Origin of the sequence: Occallatibacter sp., assembly GCF_049582745.1 — a bacterium.
Lineage (GTDB): Bacteria > Acidobacteriota > Terriglobia > Terriglobales > Acidobacteriaceae > Telmatobacter.
Genome location: NZ_JBAUUO010000179.1, coordinates 12521 through 33048, shown reverse-complemented (window position 1 = coordinate 33048; position 20528 = coordinate 12521). Strand labels below are relative to the sequence as shown.

Here is a 20528-nt window from a genome sequence, read left to right as displayed (position 1 = left end):
TATCCGTAGCTTATAACTGTTTTCTTCTTTTCCCGTTGAATCGCAACCGTAGAAAGTATCTAAGCGCGCACTTGCCCTGCCGAGGGTGAGTGCGCGCTCAACTCCGCGCGACGAAAAACGCACCCTCATTGCGGGGCAGCTCCAGCCAGTTGTGCGTTCGAGCGCAGCTCGGCGTTGCGAAGAAGCTTGGTTGCCTCAGGCGAATCCGGGACCTCGTTCACCAGTTTTCGGTACTCCAACACAGCTTCACGCCACATCTGGTAATGCGAGTAGAGAGAGCCCAGGAGAAGGTGCGAGGGATTGCCGGCTCTCGCATTCTGGATCTGCTGCTCGCCCTGATCGGAAAGAACCGAGAACTGACCGGTCGAGCTGGTGACAGCAGGCGCGGTGGGATGATTTCCGGCGCCGCTTGCATCAACGCGCCACAGATATGTGCGCCCTCTGAGCAGCGGACTTGACACCCGCCACAGAGCCTCATCGAGAACTGAGCTTGTGACAACCGTTTCATGGGAATCCCGATCCTCGATGTGAACGCGGTAGGTCCAGCCGCCATAGGGCGAATCCCAGGTAAGGGTGGGTTCCGCATCCTCAACAGTCGTTCCCAGTGGCTGGGTCAGAACGATCCGCTGTTTGCCCAAGCGTGTTTCAGTTTGTGCCGTTTGAGTCTGCGGGAGGTTGGGCTGATCGGAAGCCTGTAACGCAGCTTCGACAACCTGCCGATCTTGCGTGGAGACGGCCTTGTCAAATTTTCCCTGAAGCATCTGACTGTCCACAACACTCGCAGCATCATGCTCCAAAGGTCGCAGAACGTGGCGAGAACGTTCGATTTGCAGACTGTGCCGGTAATACACCACCGTGAGCGCGGCACCGATGATCACGATCCCCGCGATCGCATAGGTCCATATCTTGGAGTGTTTTCGCTTGGATTTCAAAAGACAAACACCTTCATAATTCGCGCTGATTTCTGCGCAACTCTCCTGAAAATTCGCGAATCCGCGAGGCATTTCAAAATCGGTTCTTCAACGGAAGAGCGCATCTTTAACTTTAATCTTTCCGAGGCATAAGTGGCCGGTGAGCTTTTAGAGTTCTCGTAAGCCTGTTGTGCGCCGGAGGGTGGAGATTACCTGCAAACCTGGCGGAAGTTTTTTCGTTGTGGAATGTGCGGATTAGAGGATTGTGTTGCCGGCAAGGTTCATGCGGGGTTGAGAGTTCACTGTCCGCTTTTCACTGTCCACGGTCCACTTTCTGTTGTCCGCTGTCCACCGCCCACTGTTCCTGTTATTTTTGTTCCACATGCCGCTGGTCACCACAAGCGAAGCCGGAGTGCCGATCCAGGGCCCCAGCGCCACGCTGATCTACGACGACTGGTACCCTGCCTTGCGCACGGACACCCTTCGCAAAGGCAAGCTGGCGAAGGCGATGCTGCTTGGTCTTCCGCTGGTTCTGGGTAGGCGCAGCGACGGGCGTGTGTTTGCGATGCGCGACAGCTGCCCCCATCGCGGCATCCCGCTCAGCGAAGGCTGGTTCGATGGCAATCGCGTCACCTGCCGCTACCATGGCTGGGAGTTCGAGCCGTGCAGCGGGCGCTGCGAACTAATTCCCTCGCTATCAAGCCACGACCATCTGGATGCGACGCGCATCTATGCGACTGCGTTTCCGTGCGAAGAGCGGGATGAGCATGCATGGGTTTATATCGCAAGTCCCGGATCAGGACGAAAAGGCGATACCACGGAGCGGCGAAAGGTCCCGGAACTCGCCAAGTTCGGCGCGCGCTTCCGCACCGCGCACCTCGCCGCGGACCTGCCCTGCAACGTCGACCACGGCATCATCGGCCTGATGGATCCGGCCCACGGCCCCTTCGTACACCAGGCATGGTGGTGGCGTTCGCGATCCAGCATCCGCGAAAAGACCAAGAAGTTCGAGCCAATCCCGGAAGGATTTCGCATGAGCGCGCACGCGCCGAGCGGCAACTCGGCTCCCTACAAACTGCTCGGCGTCTATGGCCAACCTGTCGAAACCACCATCGACTTCACACTGCCCAACCGCCGCACGGAAATCATCCGCTGCGGCGACAAGTGGTTTTCATCGCTGACGACGGTGACGCCGGTCACCGCGTCCACGTGCCGCATCGACGTGATCGCCGCATGGAACGTCTTTTACAACGTCCCGTTCCTCACGCCGATCGCGAAATTCTTTGGCGCTAAATTTGTCCGCCAGGATCAGGAGACGATGATCCAGCAAGCCGAGGGCTTGAAGCACAATCCAAGCCTGATGCTGATTGACGACGCCGACAAACCGGCGAAGTGGTATTTCGCGCTCAAGCAGGCGCGGCTTGAGGGAACAGGCAAGCATCCGCTCGATGCGCCTGTCGAACTCCACTGGCGCAGCTAATTGCGTCGGACGCAGCAACAAAGCTCTTCTGGATTTCCTGCGCCGGGTGATTCGTTAGTGGGTGATTTGTTCGACTGAGCCGGTCAGCCTGCCTGGGGCTCGTCTTCGCCTGCGGTCAGTTCGTCATTGTCTTCGCCTTCGATGGAGATGCGCAGCGAACGCAGGAAGTTCACATCGTTTTTGGTGAAGGTGCCCCCGGCCGCTTCGGCAGCGGCATCGGCTTCCTCGGTCTCTTTCGAGACCTCGTTGAGGCCAATGGTGGCCTCGAGCATAAGGAGCACGTCGAACCCGTGCTTGCGGATGTCCTGGACGACGCCGGCGATCTGTTCGCTTTCAATAACGGACTCGTGGATTGCTTCTCCCAGTTGCTGGATCAGTTCGCGCAGGCGTGATGTCAAGGGTTTACCTCCGGCAGCGGCCAGCGCCGAGAAATTGCGCAAGAAGCGGCTGAGTGATTTCTATACCTTACTTCTCAAGCGGCCATCCGGCAATTGGCATCTCCCCATAGGATGCGAAGAAGCAACCCAGGTCCGCCGCTGCTACCATCATATCCGGGGTCCCCGGCAACAGGCGGGAGCCCTCTGGGTGGTTGCAGGGGTGGTAACGAAGTGAGACCTGAATCCGTCGGCCGGGTGCTGGGTATCGGACTGCGCATTGCAGGGCGCGCGGCCGGCCAGGTCATCATGGGCGAGACTACGCAAGGCTCCGGCGCAACACAACAGGCGGCCTCTACGGCCAGCGCGATCGGCAATGGACGCGTCGCCGGCCAGGCGCGCGTGGCGGGACAGGCCACGCGTGGAGTTTCGCGCGGGCTCGCCGGCTTCTTGAAGCCCTTCCGCAGTGTAGGCGGCAAAATTTGGCTCGAAGTCACAGGCGTGTTTTTTCTCCTGCCGGTCCTGGTGTTCACTCCCGTCCTGTGGAGAACAAGAGCGAACTGGCAGCAAGGCCCCGATCACCGGACCTTTCTCGCCGCGGCAGTCATCATCGCAATGTTTCTGTATCTCGGTGTAAGCAGCTTCTGGCGTGCAGCGCGGCGTCGCTAAGACTGATGCGTACGCCACTGCCGTAGCGCAAGATCTTGTCGCGACCCTCCACCGCTTTGAAAGAAATCCGTTCTAAAGGTACTTGCGAATCTTCTCGCTGAACCTCGTATACAGGAACGACACTGCGAGCAGCGCTGTCCCCAGAACAATCAGCGTGACGTAGCGGTCCGGCGGCGCCAGCGCCCATACGTCCATCAGCAGAATCTTCGCCACGCTCACGAGCAGCAGTCCCAGGCCTGCAAGGCGGAAGCTCCGCTCGCCAACGACCAGTGCAAACAGAAATGTACCGAGCCCCAGCAGGCTCCACGCAATCGTGATGTGGCCGGAGCTGAGCTTCACGGCCAGAGCCACCACCATCAATCCAAACGGCGCGAAGAAGAACCACTGATCCGGCTTGCTCAACAGGCCCACGAAGGGTTCTGGAAGTTTGAAGGAACCGCCGGCCCAGAACTCGGGTCCGCGCACTTTGAATGCGAACGGCAGCGCAGCCACCAGAACCAGCGCGGCGACAGAGAGATGAAAGAGAGTCCCATGCCAGAAATCGCCACGCGATTCGGCGAACAGATCGAACAGCAATCCGCGCAGCACCACCGCGACCGCAAGCGCGACCGCCTGCACCAGGAACGTCCGTCGCCGCATCACCCACGCCAGCGCCATCAGCGCAGTGGCCATCGCCGCCCAGATTGCGGCGATCCACGCGGCACCGTTCGCGGGCGCGGTCCAGTACAGGGGGAATCGATCGACAAACCATAAGGCGATCGAGAACGTCCCCACCAAATCGGCAATGATGCCGACGATGTGTTCGCGAGGCACGCATCGGTCTGTGATGCGCGTGCGCTCATAGAGCCAGTAGCCGCCCGCCGCGAGAATCATGACTTCAAGCAAGCAGGAATGGATGAGGCTGAAGTGATCGTAAAGGCGTGTGGAAGGATCAGCACCCGTAGAGAGCAGGACCGCCACAGCAAAGAGCGTGTGACCCTGCCAGCGAAGGAAACCCTTGCGTGCGAACCGGCCGACTTCAAAGAGAGCCAAAGCGAGCGCCACAACAACAGGCGCCACCCATGGGGGATTGAAGATGTCGAACGCCAGAGCCACTAGAAAGTATGCGGCTGCCCACGAGTACGCCGCAGGTACATAGTTGAGTCCACTTAAAATCGTTTTTCGCCGCATGCCGGAATAGAGCAGTGCAACAGCGACCAGCAGCGGTGTTCGATAATGCCAATCGCCTCGCTGCAAGTCCCAGCGCGCAGCAAGGGCAAGGACCGAGACCAGCGCCAACACGTCTGCCTGCAGCGCCAGCGCTTTGCCGGCGATGCCGTCTGCAACCAAACCGAGCGCGACGACGAGGGCGAGCCACCCGACGGCGACCCACTCCGGAGGCAGCGCAACCCATAGCGCCGCGGAGGCCAGTGCGGTTCCGATGTAGCTTGCCAGCGGCAGCATCACCGCTTCCCATGCGGCGGGATCCCAGATCGGGCTGGCGGTGAGGCGAGGCAGGAAGCGTGGAAGAAGCTCGGCGCGCGACCAGAATGCCAGCGCAGCGACAACAAGAACGGTTGTGAGCGCGGGATGGCGCGCCGAGTCTGGATTCTGAAACCGGAGCCACACCAGCGGCAGAACGTGATGGAAGGCAAGCACGCCCGCGCTGAGAAGCGCGAGAATGTCGCCTTCGAGCGGCAGCATGGTGGCCTTGAACCGATGCCCCACAATCACGAGCACGAGAAAGAGCGCGATCCAGCCGAGCGGCAGCCATTGATCCGGCATCCACACCCACAGGGCCGCAGTGGCCGCGCCCAATCCCAGCCAGCTTGCGCACGGAAGGATGAAGGCATGCCAGCCCGCAAGCGTCTTCGCCGGCGAGCCTGGCTCGTCCAACTGCGGCAGGACACGCGGAAACACCTCGCTTCGCAACCAGTAGGCCAGCGCAGCAAAGGCAAGCACCGATGTGTCGACCGGATGATGGCCCAGGTCCGCGTTGCTGAGCCGGAAATACGCCAGAGGCAACACGTGATCGAACACCAGCAGCCCCGCTGCGCCGAGCGCGAGCACATCGCCCTCCACCAGCGGCATGGTGGCGCGGAAGCGGTGACCTGCAAACACGAGAACGAGAAACAGAGCGAGCCATCCGAATGCCAGCCACCGCTCCGGCAGCACCACCCACAGGCATGTTGCTGCCGCTCCCAGCGCCAGCCAGCTTGAGAGCTTGAGCGCCAGGCTCTCGAGGGCGTTCGCTGCAATCTCCGGCCAGCGGCGCGGGTACACCTCGGCATGGGTCCAATAAAGAATTGCCGCCAGCGCCAATCCAACCGTGAGCGACCAGTGGCGGCTGGTATCGCCTGCCATCACCCGCTCAATCGCCAGAGGCATTACATCGTGCAGCGCCAGCACGCCGCCCGTGATCACGCCCGTAAGAAGACCAAGCCGCCGGAACACGGGTTCGCCCAGCCGCAAGCCGGCGATGGCCAGCACCTGCGCCTGCACCAGCCACAGCACCGGCCAGCTTACGCCGTGAAAGCGGAAGGGTACCGACGAGACCAGCAGGACCACGGAGATTGTGGACAGCACGACGAACGCCTGGCGGCGCTTCTCTTTCGCCCACCAGGCCAGCCCCATCTCGAAAGCGCCGAGAGCGACCAGCGCCCAGAAAGCCCATTCGGGATGCGCGGATTGGAATTTGAGCAGACCCAGGACGCCGCCGGAATTCACAATCGCGGAAACGCTCGACAGGTTTTCTTCACGCTTGTCGAGCGGCGTGCGCAGCACGTAGGCCAGGCGGAAGATCAGCCAGTACAGCAGAATGAGCGCCGTCGATGGCCAGAACTCGGCGAAGTCGGCGTGGTTGTCAGGGAGCACCTTGGTGAGCCAGACGAGGTGACTCACGTAGACGGCGATCAGGCCGCAGAACTCCAGCACCGCCCAATGGCGGATGGTGGTGACGACGACAAGGGCAATCGCCAGAATCGCACTCGCCGCCAGCGAGAAGACGACGGTCTGGTTCGGTTCTTCCACATGACTCGTGAGCAGCGTGGCAAAGCCCAGCATGAACGCTAGCGCGGTCACGGTCTGCGACTTGTATCGCAAGGAATGGCCCACCATGCCCGCTGCCACCAGCATCATCAGCACCAGGTCGAAGGGGAGCGAGTCGACGATGCGCGCAGCCTGAAGGTGGTACATGGCGAAGGTGGTGAAGTAGGCCAGAGCCCATCCGCCGCCGATGCCGCCCCGCGCAAAGATGCGGTAGGTCGGCTTGCGCTCGAGCCAGACTCCGCCGCCCAAAAGGACGAGGCTGACCGCGAATCCACAGAGTACCTTGCCGCCAGGCCCCCAAGCTTGCAGCCTATTCGCGAGCCAAAAAGCGATCCCGATCACAACGCTCGCAATGCCGATCTTGTTGAGCCAGTTTGCGCCAAGCGTCTGTTCCAGCGAGAAGGGTTGCGCCGCCGGAGCGGGCTCCTTGGCTGCCGCAGCCGGTGCCCCTTGAAAGGCTGCTGCGGCATGAACCGGCGGGGCCGGCGGCGCAGATGCTTGTCTCACCGGCTCCGGAGGTTTTGCGGGTGGAATTTGAGGTTCCGCTTGCTTCGCGGTCGGGAGATCCGATGTTGCCGGCGGGATCGCCGCAAAAACCGGCGACTGAACCGGGGGCTTTTGCGCTGGCGGAACGGCCGCGGCTTGCGGCGGCGCAGTCGGCTGTGGACTTGGAGGTGCAGGGACAGGAACGACCGGCTCGACGGGTTTGGGCGTGGCTACCGGCGTAAACGCTGCGATCGGTGGCGGCGCACTGTGCGCGGCCTGTGCTGCTGCCGGAGTTGCCGCTTTGGGAGCTGCTTCTACGCCTGATGGTTGCGCGGGCGCCGATTGCGCAACCGATTCACCGCTCTTCGCGTTCGCTCTCACCAATGCCGCAAGCTGCGAACGCAGAAAATCGAGCTCGCGCTCCAGCCGGTTGACGGCATCGCGCATGCGTTCATTGGCGTCGCGGCTGCTGTTCCAGACCGAAAGGACAACAATCCCCAGAACAATAATCAGGAAATAATCCATAAAGGTAATTGGCGGGAATTATACGAGGATTTCGAAGCGAAGGGGCTGCGCCGTGCAGCCCGTCCTCACAACGACCGATCGCGGCTGCCATGGACGAAGTGCCACGCCGACAGTGCCAGGGCCAGAATTCCCAGCCCATAAGCCATCCACGCATACCTGCCATGATGAATCTGCCAGCCCCGCGAGAACGCGAAGGCCGAGGCCACAATCATCAGAATTCCGCGCACTGGATTCATCGACAGCTCCCCGTATAACTCAACCGCTCACCTCGAATTTGCGACCGGCTGAGGCTGCGCCAGCATCTTGCGGCGGATCCTCAGGGCTCGTCGCAGATTTTTCACGTCATGCGTCCATTGCGGCAGCAGCGCCGACATGGCCAGGCCTTCCAGGTCGCACATAATTCCCCAGGCAATCGCCACCGTGGTGAGCCAGAATCCACCGTTGAAACAGAGCAGCGCGATGGTCGCCAGGGCCAGCAGCGCGCTCCACGCCTTGGACGCATAGGAGTGGTAGCTCGCCATCCGGCCAAATTTCACCCAATCAAAAACGACGCGTGTGGCCTCAAGCCCGAGCAGAACAGCCAGCAGCCACAGCCGTGCATGAATGACCGGCCAATGGCGCTCCACAACGGCAACCAGCACGCCCACATAGAAGACCGTGTCGGCTGCCGAGTCCGCGATGCGCAGGGCAGCGGTTGCGGTTCCCCAGCGGCGCGCGAGCACACCGTCGTAAATATCGGAAAGAAAACCCACCGCGATCATCGCTCCCAGCCATGCCTCCGGAGCACGCAGACGCGCGGCCGCAAGGGGAATGGCCACGCCCAGCAGCGCGCGGCTCACGACCATAGACCACGGAATGGATTTGCGCCAAAGCAAAGTCGTTGCGGCGTGCCGAGTTTGACCCTGATGCCGCCCAATCCCTATCGTTGGTAGGGTACAGCATGGTTGTGAGAGGAATTCTTGAATGACTACTCCAGAGTTGACCGTCGCCCCCGCGTTGAAAAAGACTGCCCTTAACGCCACCCATCGTGCGCTCAAAGCCAAGATGGTCGATTTCGGCGGCTGGGATATGCCGGTCGAATACCCGGGCCCCGGCGGCGGCTTGATCGCCGAGCATATGGCGGTGCGCACGGGTGTGGGGCTGTTCGATGTGAGCCACATGGGCGAGATTCAGTTCCGCGGTCCCGGTTCATTGGCAGCGATTCAGCAGATCACTATGAACGATGTGGCGCGCCTCAAGGATGGACAGGCGCACTACTCCGCGCTGCTCACGCCGCAGGGCACGTTTGTCGACGACATTCTCGTGCATCGTCTCAGCGAGAATGACTACCTGCTGGTAGTAAATGCCGGAACCAAAGATAAAGACTATGCCTGGATTCGCCAGCAGGTAGGCGGCTGGGCGGGCATTCACATCACGGACTACTCCAGCTATTATTCGCAACTGGCGTTGCAGGGACCGCGCGCGCTTGAGACGATGCGGAAGCTGACGAAGGTCGACCTCGCCGCGATCAAGAACTACTGGTTTACCTGGGGACAGGTTGCCGGCATTCACAACGTGCTGATTGCGCGCACCGGCTACAGCGGCGAAGACGGATTCGAACTCTACATCCCGTCCGACGAAGCCACCACAGTAAAAATGTGGAATGCGCTGATGGAGGCCGGAGAGGAATTCGGTATCCGCCCCTGCGGCTTGGGCGCGCGCAACACGCTGCGTCTCGAAGCCGGCATGAGCCTTTACGGCCACGAGATCTCAGAGGAGATCAACGCGCTTGAGGCGGGACTCGATCGCTTTCTCAAGCTCGATAAAGGCGAATTCATCGGGCGCGATGCGTTGCTCGCCGTCGTGGCCACCGGGGGACCGAAACGCAAGATCATCGGACTCGAGATGGTTGACCGCGGCATCGGGCGCGATGGGTACGCGGTACACGATCTCGAAGGCAACCAGATCGGCGTCGTCACCTCCGGCTCACCCGCGCCGTTCCTCAAAACAAACATCGCCATGGCCCTGGTGCCTGCTGCTGTCGCCGCCAGCGGAACCGACATCGTGGTCCAGTGCCGCGCCAACTCCGTGAGGGCAAAGCATGTCCCGATCCCGTTCTACAAGCGGGCGAAGAAGTAGGATACAGCGCGTCTGTTCACAGTTCTTAGTCCGTAGTCCACAGTCGGTTCGCCTCGTCACTCTGAACTACGAACTCAGAATTTCGAACTGTTTCACGCGCAGTGCCCGTTGCACTTCAGCACACCCAGAAATGCGTCAAAGGGTCCGACCTTGTCGCGGTGCTGATGCGCCATGATCCGCGAGATTTGGTGCACGTGGGTCAGGTCGTGCGCCGCCCATGTGGCCAGCAATTCTGAAAGCGTGACCGGTCCAAGCGAGGGGTGGCGTCCGCGCAACTTCAGTTGCGAGAGCGACAGATTGAGTGCGCGCAGGTCGTCAAGGCATCCGGCGCGCACGCGTGCGAATTCGTCGAGCAGTTGTACCAGAGTTCGGCCCTCGCACTCCCGCACATGTCCCCAGCGATCAAATGGCTCGAACGGCCGTTTCTCGCCGTATTCCAGGATCATGCGCGCTCGCGGCACCCAATCTTCCTTGTCGGCGTAGATCAGGTGCCCAACGACATCGACCGCTGTGAATGCCCCCTCGCCTTCGTTGCGGTGAGTCCACGTTTCCGGCAGCCCGCGCAGCAGCGCATCCAGAGCCGCCGGCGTGCGCGCAAGCAGAGCCATTGTATCTTGCAGGTTGTGTGCCATATCCACTCGATGCGAAACCGATCGGGAGCGATGCAAACAAAAGACCGCAACGCCTTCTGCATTGGGCTTTGCGGTCAGTGTGCGATTATTCCCAGGTCAGGGCCCGTGCTACCTCAGACCTGCATCACTTCGGCTTCCTTCTTGCGCGAAAGCTCTTCCATGCGGCGAATCTCTTCGTCGGTCATCTTCTGGACCTCTTCGAGAGCGCGCTTTTCTTCGTCTTCGCCGATCTTCTTTTCCTTGGCAAGCTTCTTCAGCGCGTCGTTGCCGTCGCGGCGCACGTTGCGCACCGCGGTGCGATGCTCTTCGAGCACCTTGTTGAGGTGCTTCACGACCTCGCGGCGCCGCTCCTCGGTCATCGGTGGGACAGGGACGCGGATGATCTTGCCATCCGACAGTGGATTGAAGCCGAGATCGGAGGCCTGGATCGCCTTCTCGATCTCCTTGATGATGGAAGGGTCCCAGGGCTGGATCAGAATCGTCTGCGGCTCCGGCGTGGACACCTGTGCCATCTGCGTGATCGGCGTCATCGTGCCGTAGTAGTCCACTCGAATCTGGTCAAGCATGTGCGCGCTCGCGCGCCCAGTGCGCGTGGAAGCAAGACTGGCCTGAAACGTTGCCACGGCCGCATCCATGCGTCGCTTCAGATCGCTGGAGAGTCCTTTAAGTGCTGGATTGCCATCCATAAACGAAGCCATTGCGATTTCCTCAGTAAGCCCTTTACCAACGGCTATTCTACAACCTGCGCGGCAGGTGGCAGACGCAGCACTCTATGTTAGATCGGTGAGGCCCGTAGCCGTAGCCTGCTCGTGCGCGTGATAACTGGAGCGCACCAGCGGTCCCGACTCCACATGGCGGAAGCCCATCTTCAGAGCTTCGGTCTTCAGTTCGGCGAACTCTCTCGGCGTGTACAAGCGCGCCATCGGCAGGTGGTCGCGCGATGGCCGCAGATACTGCCCGACGGTCAGAATGTCGCATCCCACTGCAGCAAGATCGCGAAAGACTTCGAGCAGCTCGTACGTTTCTTCGCCCAGCCCCACCATCACGCCCGACTTCGTAAGCCCTCCGGGCCTTAATTCTTTGGAGTAGCGTAACAACTCGAGAGAACGCTCATACCGTGCCCCCGACCGCACCACGCGATAAAGCCGCGGCACCGTCTCCGTATTGTGGTTCATCACTTCGGGCTTCGCGGCAACGACCGTGCGGATGGCCTCGCGGTTGCCTTGGAAATCGGGAACCAGCACCTCGACGCGGCATCCCGGCGCCTGAATGCGAATCTCCTCGATCACCATCGCGAAGATGCGCGCGCCGCCGACTAAATCGTCGTCGCGATTCACGCTGGTAATGACGGCATGCTCCAGGCCTAACGTCGCGACGGCCTCGGCAACGCGGCGCGGTTCGTCAAGATCAATGGGCTCGGGCCGGCCCTTGGGCACTGCGCAGAAACCGCAGCGCCGCGTACACAGGTTGCCCAGCATCATGAAGGTGGCCGTCTTATGGTGCCAGCACTCGCCGATGTTTGGGCACTGCGCGCTCTCGCACACAGTATGCAGACCAAGCGATCGCGCCAGCCGCTTCAAGGCGTGGAAGTTTTCACCCACCGGGGCGCGTGCCTTTAGCCACTCCGGTTTGGGAGCAGGGGCCTTGCGCGCCGGTTCGATCTGCACCAGTTCCATCAACACAATTGTACGGGGCGCGCGCGAAACGGAAGCGGGGTTTAAAATTCTGCGCAAAGGGGCTCGGAATGAAAGGTGTATTGGTAACTGCTGTCGCTTGCCTGGCTGCGGGGCTGTTCGTCATCTTTTACTTTTGCCATGGCACCACCGGCGTGCAATTCGGCACAGCGCTCAGTGAATGTTCGATTCACATCGACATCACCACGACTGGCGCAGGCGTGCCTGGGGCCGTCGGTTTGGTTTCGATCGGTTCGTTCCTGCTGATCGTCGCTACCGTAATCGCGCTGATCGGGATGTTCCGCCGCAAGCGCGACGTCGCGCCGACGACCAGGCACCGCGACTCTGCATTCGAGGAATAGGAATTCCACATGCCTATCGAGGAAAACTTCTCGCCGAACGCCTGCCGGATTCCGTGTTGAGCGGCTTGTTTATTCCGCCTGCTTGTTCGGCGCAGCCGCCGGCGCTGGAGTCGCGGGCTTCAGATACCTGTCCCACCACCCGAGCCAGCGCTCATAGCGGTCCTTGATAAAGCTCGGCCGCGTGAATCCGTGGAACTGTCCCGGATACACCACCAGTTCCGTCGGCCGCCCCAGCGACTTGAGCGCCTCGTACATCTGCTCGCCGCCAATCAGGGGCACATTCATGTCCGAGGTTCCGCCCATGAAGAGCATGGGCGTGTGCACCCGCTTGTCGATTTCGAGGAAGGGATAGCTCATCTTGACGTATAGCTGCGGATTCTTCCACGGTGGTCCGAGTTCGTTGTCGTATTGCAGGATGTACTGGTCGACTCCGTAAAACGACATCGGCGCTGCCACGCCCGCTCCGCTGATGCCGGCCTTGAAGCGGTCGGTGCTTGCCACGGTGTAGTCGGTCAGGATTCCACCGTAGCTCCAGCCTGTCACTGCCAGCCGATTGGGATCGGCCACGCCCAGCGCGACGGCTTTGTCCACGCACGCCAGCAGGTCCTCGACCTCGAAGTGGCCCCAGTCCCCTGCGATAGCTTTCGCATAATCCTGCCCGCGCCCCGAGCTGCCGCGATAATTCACATTCAGCTCCGCATAGCCCTTGGTTGCCAGCCACTGGCGCAGGAAATCGAAGGTATGCGCATCCTGCCCGTTGGGCCCGCCGTGAATAAAGAGGATCATCGGCACGGGAGTTCCTGCCTTGATTTCCGCCGGCCTGGTCAGCAGTCCGTGGACTTCGATGCCTTCCTTGTCCTTTGCTTCAATGTCTTCGCTTGAGACAAGGTTCAGCTCTGCCACAAGCACGTCGTTGTGCGTGGTGAGCTTGCGCAGCGCACCGTTCTCAAGCGCATAAATCTCTGCCGGCGCGGTGTCGTTGGTGTAGAGAACGGCCGTGTGCGCGCCCGCCTGGTCCCACGTCATCACCGCGCCCTGCTGCGAGAGTTCGCGCTTAATGCCATTCCCCACAAGCTCCACCTCCGCGGGATACTCATTGCGGTCGTCGGCGACGAGGTAGCTGAGGTGCCCATCCGCCGAGAAAAACGGCTGGCTCACGCCACGATCGAACTTCGCCGCGGGATAGCTGACTGCTCCATCCAGTGTCACTACGGCCGGCTTCGCCTGCGAGTATTCCAGCAGATCGAGTTTCGCGCCCTGCGTGTAGGCAATTGACTTCGAGTCTGGCGACCACGCCAGTCGCCCGCCATCCGGTCCGCCCCAGGTCGTCAGCTTTTTCGCGGACGAACCTGCCTTCGGCTCGACGACAAACACATCGGTATTGTTGGTGCGATCGGGATCCTGGTCGTGGTTGCTCACATAGGCGATCCACTTGCCGTCCGGCGACCACTCGGCGTCGTTCTCATTCACGTTCTTGTCGGTGGTCAGCTTCTCGGCTTTCTTAGTGGTCAGATCCCACAGGTAGAGGGCGTTGTATGCGTCGTCGCGCAGATAGCCCTGGATGTCCTGCTTGAAGTGGTAGCGATCGATGACGATGGGCTTGGGAGGCGCGGGCGGCTTGCCCTCTTCCGGATCGGGCTCAGCCTTGGGATGAAGCGTAAGCAGCAGTTTCTTCGAATCGGGAGACCAGCTATAGCCCTGGATGTTCTTGTCGGTAATGTTGGTGAGCTGCTCAGCCTCGCCTCCGCGGCGATCCATCACCCACACCTGGTCGCCCTTCACCGTCCCCGGCCGCGACGACATGAGGCTGATGTAGCGCCCGTCGGGGCTGAACTTCGGCGCCGATGCGCCTTCCTTGCCGTAAGTCAGTTGCAGATGGACCGACCCATCCCACTTCACCATCCAGAGATGCGACTGGCCTTTGTCGTCCTTGGTATCCACCTGGCCAACCGTGTAGACCACCCATTCGCCATCGGGCGAGACCACAGGCCCGCCTACGCGTTGCAACTTCGCAAGATCTTCGAGGTTGATGTCACGTTTTTTTGGTGCATCTGCAGCGTTTGCGGCAAAAGTTGCGACAATGATCAGGAAGGCAACGGCAACACGTCTCAATGTTATCGGGGACATGGGCAAGAGATTACCATCCCGCCTCGCATGGATTCCACGAGAATGTTCTCAGTTCAATACCATCGCGCGTTCTTACTTTGAGCGCACTGAAAGCTGGCACTTAGCGCAGTTTTTCCCGCACTTCAGGGCGTACCAGGTAGAAGAAGAACACCATGTTCAGCATCCCCTGAATCAGCGAGGGCACCATGTACTGGCGCGCGAAGATCCACAGGTTGTAGCCGCCGAGCATCAGCACGGCAGACAACGCCAGTGCCCACGCCCAGCGAAACCGCATCAGCAATCCGCCACATGCGGCAAACAGAAATACCGGCAGCACCAGGAACAAGGCGGGATAGTGGCCGCCCACCACGCCGACTACGATGACCACTGCGAGGACTAAGAGATACAGCGAAATCGCGGCAAGCCCCGGCAACGGCAGCAACTCCCGCTTGAGCGTCGGAAGGCTCCGCACTTCTCCGGCATTGCCGACCTGGCTGCTTTCCTTTCCTACGGGTTCGGTTGCGGGCGTGCGCTCTTCGTCACTCATAGCGTATGCAGATACGCCAGCAGATCGCGCAGCTGCTGGTCGTCGAGCGCGGTGCCGGGCATGGTGCCGTGTCCGTGCAGGATTACTGCCGACAGGCGGTCATCCGTAGGCGGTGCGCCCGAGGGCATGGCCTTGATCTTGGTGATGGCCTGCAGCCCCGGCCCATGGAGTCCGTGGGTCGACGTGGGATAGTGGCACTTTGCGCATGCCTGGTGAAACACCTGCGCGCCCTGCGCCTCCTGCGGCGTCCACTCCGACTCGGGCTTGGAGGGTGGCAGCGACTTGCATCCCGTCGTCGCCGTGAAGGCTGCCAGTCCAGCAAAAAGGGCCAATAAAGAACTGCAAATCCGCGTTCGCATCTCTGGTTTCGATGATAAGCCATTGATTTCCCGCCGAACTGTGTGTTTCAGCTCACAGCGCCTCTCCACACACATGCCATGCTGAAAGTGTTGCGAAACCTTTTTCCACTACGCAACGCAAAGCTTATTGTTGGCCCGCGTCGATACCGTGCGCGGCCGCTGATTCTGTGAGAGGAAATCGCATGAAGCGCCGCATCCTGATCGCCGGAGTCGCCGTGGCGGTACTGATTGCCGTCATCTGGGGGATCTTCGCCTGGGTAGCGCGGCGCGACCGCTATGTGTACTCCGGGACAATCGAGACCCGCGAAATCCAGATCGGATCGAAGATCGGCGGCCGTGTCACCCAAGTCCATGTCGATGAAGGCCAGGTCGTCAAAGCAGGAACAACACTCGTCCTATTCGAATGCGACGAACTGAAGGCACAGCGCGTCCAGGCCGAGGCAAAGCTCGAGCAGGCACAAGCCGATCTCGACAAAATGCTGCGAGGAAACCGTCCCGAAGAGATCGCGCAGTCCGACGCCACCGCCCGCGCGCAGCAAGCCACATTCGAGGCGGCGCGCAACGGCCCCCGTCGGCAGGAAATCGACCAGGCCCAGGCAGACTTCGCTGCCGCCGTCGCCGATGCCGCCAACGCCGAGATCTTTTACCAGCGCATGCAAAAGCTGGTGGCAACAGATACGATCTCGCGTCAGCAATTTGACGACGCCCGCGAAAAGCGTGATGCCGCGGCACAGCGCGCGGAGTCGACCCGACAGCATCTAGCGCTGCTCCAGGCGGGCACACGCCCTGAAGACCTGCGCGCTGCCCAAGACAAATACAAGCAGGCCGAAGCCGCCGCCATCCTCGCACGCAAAGGATTCCGCAAGGAAGACATTGAATCGGCGCGCGGACGCCTTGCTGAAGCGCAAGGCTCTGTGGCCGAACTCGATGCACGCTTGCGCGAGGCTGAGCTGACCGCCCCTTCCGATGCTGTCGTTGAAGTTGTCAGCGTCCGCCCCGGCGACCTGGTCCCCGCCGGCCGCATCGTCGCGACGATGCTCGAAGCCTCGCAGCTCTGGGTGAAGGTTTACATTCCAGAGACCGATCTGGCGCACGTCCGCCTCGGTCAACATGCGACGGTGCAAGTGGACAGCTTCGGCAATCGCGCCTTCGAGGGGCACGTAGGCCAGATTGCGTCGCAAGCTGAGTTTCTTCCCCGCAACGTGCAGACCAAGAGCGACCGCGAACACGAAGTCTTCGGCGTCAAGGTGTACGTCGATAATGCGCAGCAGGTTTTGAAATCGGGCATGTCGGCGACGGTGCGCCTGGAATGACCGCCGTCATCGCAGCCGATCACCTGACGATCCGCTTTGGCGCATTCACGGCGGTCGACGACGTAAGCTTTGAAGTCGGCAAGGGCGAGTTGTTCGGCTTCCTTGGCCCCAACGGTTCTGGCAAGACCACCATTATCAAGGCGCTCTGTGGCCTGCTGCCCCCCTCTGAAGGGACCGGCCACATCCTCGGCATGGACATCCGCGAAGACGCGGCCGAAATTCGCCGTCACGTCGGCTACATGTCACAGAAGTTCGGCCTCTACGAAGACCTCACCGTCGCCGAGAACATGAGTTTCTATGCCGGCGTCTACGGCCTCTCCGCTGATCGAGCCGCCCAACGCACACGCGAACTGCAGGCACTCACCGGCATCGAGCCCTACATGGATCGCCGCACCAGCCAGCTCTCCGGTGGATGGAAGCAACGCCTCGCCCTTGCCTGCGCCATCATCCACTCGCCCGAAGTTGTATTTCTCGACGAGCCCACCGCCGGCATCGACCCAGTTGCGCGCCGAGCGCTCTGGGACTTGCTCTTCCAACTCTCCGGCCAGGGCGTCACGTTCTTCGTCACGACGCATTACATGGACGAGGCAGAGCGCTGCGGTCGCGTCGGCTACATCTACCAGTCAAAGCTCATCGCCATCGGAACTGTCGCCGAGTTGCAGAAACTTCCCGACGCCAATCCCACGGGCACCTCGCGTATCCAGATCAACGTGCCAAACCCTTCAGAATTGCTCGACCGCATTCGTCATCTTCCAGGCATTCGTGAAGCCACCGTTTTTGGCCACACGATCCACGCGCTTGCCGAGACTGACAAAATGGAGCAACTGCGCGCCAACCTTCCGCAAGCGCACATCGAAACCATCGAGTCATCGCTTGAGGACGTCTTCGTCACCCTCACTTACCGCATCATGGAGTCGCAACGATGAGAGCCCTCTTTCGCGGTCTCGTGCCTATATGCCGCAAGGAGTTTCTGCACATCATCCGCGACCCCGGCACGCTCTTCTTCGCGCTGCTTATCCCCATGCTGCAGTTGTTTCTCTTTGGATTTGCGGTCGATACCAACATCCGCCAGATCCCCACGGTTGTGCTGGACGAATCCAATACGCAGGACAGCCGCCGGCTGCTCCAGGCCTTCGCCGGGTCTGACGTGTTCAATTTGAAACTCTACGCACAGTCGCAGGAGCAGATGTACGAAGCGATCCGTGGCGGCAAAGTCCGCGTCGGCATCCGCATCCCGTACGACTACGCCCGCCGCCTGCAGGATGGCACCACCGCCATCGTCCTCGTCCTCGTTGACGGCTCAGATTCTTCGGTCGCAGGCCAGGCCATGAGCACTGCCACCGGCGTCGCGCTCAAGGAGTCGCTGGGCCGCGCGCTGCCCGGGGGCGCCATGCCCATCGAGGTGCGCCCATCGGTGCTCTACAACCCCGCAACCCGCTCGGCAAACTTCTTTGTCCCCGGCCTGATTGCGATTCTCCTACAAGTTATGGCGATTCTGATGATCGCGCTGAGCCTGGTTCGCGAGCGGGAACGCGGCACCCTCGAACAGCTCACCATGACTCCTGTGGCACCGCTCGGCTTGATGGTCGGCAAAATGATTCCCTATGGCGTTCTTACTTTCGGCGAACTTTGCGTCATCCTGCTCGTTATGCGAACTGTTTTCCTTGTGCCGGTGCACGGCAACGTGCTTCTGCTTCTCGTGCTCTCCGTGCCGTTTCTGCTCACCGTGCTTGGCATCGGGCTTGTGATCTCAACGCGCGCACGCACGCAGGCCGAGGCGTTCCAGCTTTCGATGGGAACCATTCTGCCGTCGGTCTTTCTCTCGGGCTACATCTTTCTGATCGAGAACATGCCGACATTCTTCCAGGGTGTCAGCCGGCTCATTCCCGCCACGTACTACATCGAGATTCTGCGCGGAATCATTCTGCGCGGAGCAGGTATTCGCGAACTATGGGTCCAGGCGCTGGTGTTGACCGTGATGGGCTGCGGCAGCACCCTGCTCGCCGCAAGGCTTTTCGTCAAACAAGGCGCTCGCTAAGAGCATGCGTACAATTCAGTCTTGTATTTGGGCACGACCCGGGGTACCCTCTGGGTCGCGTGCCGAAAGACTGCATAAGAGGCGCGGGCTTTAGCTCCTGTGCCAACATTCGTCTGACCCGGTTTCAGTCGCTTGCCGCGATCGCTTCGCAGATCTTGTCCATCGCAGGAAGTTCCGCATGGCTCCCCGGCCGGTGTCCGTTCACCAGGATCGAGAACGCCAGCGTTCTTCCGCCCGCCGTCTGCAGATACCCTGATATTGCATTCGTCTCATTCAGCGTTCCCGTCTTCGCCCACAGCTTTCCCTGGAGCGGCGAATTCCGGAACCGGCCAGCCAGCGTTCCATCCACGCCAGCAACCGGGAATGTCGCGCGCCATGGCACTCCCCATGCCTGCCGCGCCGCGAACGACAGCAGTTGCGTATAGGCCCGCGGAGTGATGCGGTCGTCCATGCTCATTCCCGAGCCGTCGTAGAAAAAGAAATCACCGTCGCTCACGCCCGCGTCCACTAGGAACTGCCGCACCACGCGCGTACCCTGCGCCAGACTGCCATCCTTGGCAAACGTTCTGCCAAGCAGCCGCAGCAGAAGTTCCGCATGCAGGTTCTGGCTCACTTTGTTGGTCACGGTGATGTCCTGCGCAACTGGCACCGAGACGTGTTTTGCCAACACTCTGCGATTATCGAGCGGCGCTTCAATGGTATCGAGCATGCGCGGCGCCAGCTTCAGCGGCTCGGAACGCTCCGCGCTGAAATCGCCCGTCCCGATCGATAGGCGATGTGCTGAAGTCGGATCACCAACGACCCTAACTCCCCGGTGCAGCAAAGCATCCTTGAATGCCGCGGCCATAAACTCCGCTGGGTCTTCGATCGCGAGCGGCGCGTGCAGGCCCTGCGCTGGAGCCGTTCCCCAGGCCCTTACGAGCAAGCTTCCCGGCTTGCGCTCAAGGCCCGGATGCGCGACATCCCCGGACGGAGCCATCGTCATCGAGTTCTCAAGCGTGTAGTAGTCAACGTCCGGCGACCACTGTCCCAGCGTCGCTCCCGGCTTTGCCGGATCGGCTGTTATCGTCAGTTCAATCGTGTTGTCGGCGAACGAAAGCGCCGAAGCGGGAGCACCATAACCCCATTGCAGGTCGTCCCATGCCCAGGCGGTTCCATAGGGCTCATTGAGATAGAAGCTGTCGTCGCCCACTACGGCGCCCTCGACCGTCCGCACTCCGGATTGCTCCACCTGCTCGGCCAGCAGGTCCAGGACATTCAGGGCGCTCGGCTCAGCCTTAACCTCTTGCGGCGTCGGGGTCGCAGCCGGCGTCCCGGTAGGCGACTTCGCTGGAGGATTTGCGGGTGTCGGCGGCGGTGCGGGCGGAGAAGGAGGCTTGTAAGGATATTGCCGCTCGCTCATGGTGGGATCGCCCGAGCCCAGGATCAGAATGTTGCCGTGAAGCACACCCCCAGCATCGATGTCACCGCCGGCAACCACATCGGTCGTCCATGTAAGGCTCTCGACCGGCAGCAGCGCAAATGCTGCGGCTGTCGTGGCGAGTTTTGCGTTCGAGGCAGGCGTAAACAGCCTGCCCTCGTTTAGTCCATAGAGCGGCTGACCGTCGAGCGTAGTTACGCTGATGCCAAATTCCGTATGGCTGAGCGCAGGATCGGACAGGATGGCCTGAATGCGCTCGGCCATCGTGCCCTTCGTCGGCGCAGCGTGTGCCGGACGCCGCGCGGAGTTGTGGGCATGGTGGGTCTGCGGAAAAGTGCAGGTGGCGGAGAAGAGAAGCAGCGCCGGGCAGAGCGCCAGCATTCGCCGGATGGGGAACATGCAGGGAGTTTAGCAGGCCGTGATTCCTGCGCGCGTTTGCCGCAGAATGCCGCCTAACCCATAGAATCGAATCGGTAGCGATTCACGGC

General features: G+C 61.1%; 19 protein-coding genes. 7 read left to right on the top strand and 12 right to left on the bottom strand.

What is annotated here, in order from left to right:
* Positions 1–125 precede the first annotated feature (125 nt).
* Positions 126–932 carry a hypothetical protein gene (locus WCA10_RS26520; RefSeq protein ID WP_472825570.1) on the bottom strand — a complete coding sequence of 269 codons (807 nt, stop codon included), beginning with the start codon at positions 930–932 and terminating at the stop codon, positions 126–128.
* 361 nt (positions 933–1293) lie between these two features.
* On the opposite strand from WCA10_RS26520, the gene WCA10_RS26515 reads away from it, so the two are divergent.
* A complete protein-coding gene (locus WCA10_RS26515; protein WP_472825569.1) occupies positions 1294–2391 on the top strand; it encodes a Rieske 2Fe-2S domain-containing protein in 1098 nt (365 codons plus the stop codon).
* Positions 2392–2474: 83 nt separating this feature from the next.
* On the opposite strand, the gene WCA10_RS26510 is transcribed toward WCA10_RS26515, so the two are convergent.
* Positions 2475–2831: a hypothetical protein gene (locus WCA10_RS26510; protein ID WP_472825568.1), complete on the bottom strand. Its 357-nt coding sequence runs from the start codon at positions 2829–2831 to the stop codon at positions 2475–2477.
* Positions 2832–2999: 168 nt separating this feature from the next.
* Here WCA10_RS26510 and WCA10_RS26505 point away from each other — a divergent pair, with 168 nt between their 5' ends.
* Complete coding sequence (locus tag WCA10_RS26505; protein ID WP_472825567.1) at positions 3000–3434, top strand: hypothetical protein; 435 nt, start codon at positions 3000–3002, stop codon at positions 3432–3434.
* Between the two features lie 72 nt (positions 3435–3506).
* Here WCA10_RS26505 and WCA10_RS26500 read toward each other — a convergent pair whose 3' ends face one another.
* The 3 genes from WCA10_RS26500 to WCA10_RS26490 form a co-directional block, all read right to left on the bottom strand.
* A complete protein-coding gene (locus WCA10_RS26500; RefSeq protein WP_472825566.1) occupies positions 3507–7472 on the bottom strand; it encodes a DUF2339 domain-containing protein in 3966 nt (1321 codons plus the stop codon).
* Between the two features lie 65 nt (positions 7473–7537).
* A complete protein-coding gene (locus WCA10_RS26495) occupies positions 7538–7708 on the bottom strand; it encodes a hypothetical protein (RefSeq protein WP_472825565.1) in 171 nt (56 codons plus the stop codon).
* Between the two features lie 27 nt (positions 7709–7735).
* Complete coding sequence (locus WCA10_RS26490) at positions 7736–8317, bottom strand: CDP-alcohol phosphatidyltransferase family protein (RefSeq protein ID WP_472825564.1); 582 nt, start codon at positions 8315–8317, stop codon at positions 7736–7738.
* A gap of 118 nt (positions 8318–8435) precedes the next feature.
* Between WCA10_RS26490 and gcvT the strand changes: the two genes are divergently transcribed.
* Positions 8436–9590: a glycine cleavage system aminomethyltransferase GcvT gene (gene gcvT, locus WCA10_RS26485; protein ID WP_472825563.1), complete on the top strand. Its 1155-nt coding sequence runs from the start codon at positions 8436–8438 to the stop codon at positions 9588–9590.
* 92 nt (positions 9591–9682) lie between these two features.
* Here the strand turns inward: gcvT and WCA10_RS26480 are convergent, their stop codons facing one another.
* The 3 genes from WCA10_RS26480 to lipA all read right to left on the bottom strand — a co-directional run bounded on the left by WCA10_RS26480 (position 9683) and on the right by lipA (position 11898).
* Positions 9683–10198, bottom strand: coding sequence for a DinB family protein (locus WCA10_RS26480; RefSeq protein ID WP_472825562.1), 516 nt, complete (start codon positions 10196–10198; stop codon positions 9683–9685).
* Positions 10199–10335: 137 nt separating this feature from the next.
* The gene (frr, locus tag WCA10_RS26475) at positions 10336–10920 is read right to left on the bottom strand and encodes a ribosome recycling factor (protein ID WP_472825561.1); all 585 of its coding nucleotides are present in this window, start codon (positions 10918–10920) and stop codon (positions 10336–10338) included.
* 72 nt (positions 10921–10992) lie between these two features.
* Positions 10993–11898 (bottom strand): lipoyl synthase, encoded by a 906-nt coding sequence (gene lipA / locus WCA10_RS26470; protein ID WP_472825576.1) that lies wholly within the window; start codon positions 11896–11898, stop codon positions 10993–10995.
* 68 nt (positions 11899–11966) lie between these two features.
* Between lipA and WCA10_RS26465 the strand changes: the two genes are divergently transcribed.
* Positions 11967–12257: a hypothetical protein gene (locus tag WCA10_RS26465; protein ID WP_472825560.1), complete on the top strand. Its 291-nt coding sequence runs from the start codon at positions 11967–11969 to the stop codon at positions 12255–12257.
* Positions 12258–12326: 69 nt separating this feature from the next.
* Here WCA10_RS26465 and WCA10_RS26460 read toward each other — a convergent pair whose 3' ends face one another.
* The 3 genes from WCA10_RS26460 to WCA10_RS26450 form a co-directional block, all read right to left on the bottom strand.
* On the bottom strand, positions 12327–14384 hold the full coding sequence (locus WCA10_RS26460) for a S9 family peptidase (protein WP_472825559.1): 2058 nt from the start codon (positions 14382–14384) through the stop codon (positions 12327–12329).
* A 100-nt stretch (positions 14385–14484) separates the two neighbouring features.
* A complete protein-coding gene (locus WCA10_RS26455; RefSeq protein ID WP_472825558.1) occupies positions 14485–14910 on the bottom strand; it encodes a hypothetical protein in 426 nt (141 codons plus the stop codon).
* Positions 14907–15242: a c-type cytochrome gene (locus WCA10_RS26450; RefSeq protein WP_472825557.1), complete on the bottom strand. Its 336-nt coding sequence runs from the start codon at positions 15240–15242 to the stop codon at positions 14907–14909. Before WCA10_RS26450 ends, WCA10_RS26455 begins: the two co-directional genes overlap by 4 nt.
* Before the next feature lie 209 nt (positions 15243–15451).
* Between WCA10_RS26450 and WCA10_RS26445 the strand changes: the two genes are divergently transcribed.
* The 3 genes from WCA10_RS26445 to WCA10_RS26435 are packed head-to-tail and all read left to right on the top strand — an operon-like array spanning position 15452 to position 18620.
* Entirely contained in the window at positions 15452–16582 is a 1131-nt protein-coding gene (locus WCA10_RS26445) for an HlyD family secretion protein (protein WP_472825556.1), read from the top strand.
* Entirely contained in the window at positions 16579–17508 is a 930-nt protein-coding gene (locus tag WCA10_RS26440; protein WP_472825555.1) for an ABC transporter ATP-binding protein, read from the top strand. Before WCA10_RS26445 ends, WCA10_RS26440 begins: the two co-directional genes overlap by 4 nt.
* Entirely contained in the window at positions 17505–18620 is a 1116-nt protein-coding gene (locus WCA10_RS26435) for an ABC transporter permease (protein ID WP_472825554.1), read from the top strand. Before WCA10_RS26440 ends, WCA10_RS26435 begins: the two co-directional genes overlap by 4 nt.
* Positions 18621–18744: 124 nt before the next feature.
* Here the strand turns inward: WCA10_RS26435 and dacB are convergent, their stop codons facing one another.
* The gene (dacB, locus tag WCA10_RS26430; protein WP_472825553.1) at positions 18745–20439 is read right to left on the bottom strand and encodes a D-alanyl-D-alanine carboxypeptidase/D-alanyl-D-alanine endopeptidase; all 1695 of its coding nucleotides are present in this window, start codon (positions 20437–20439) and stop codon (positions 18745–18747) included.
* Positions 20440–20528: the final 89 nt, after the last annotated feature.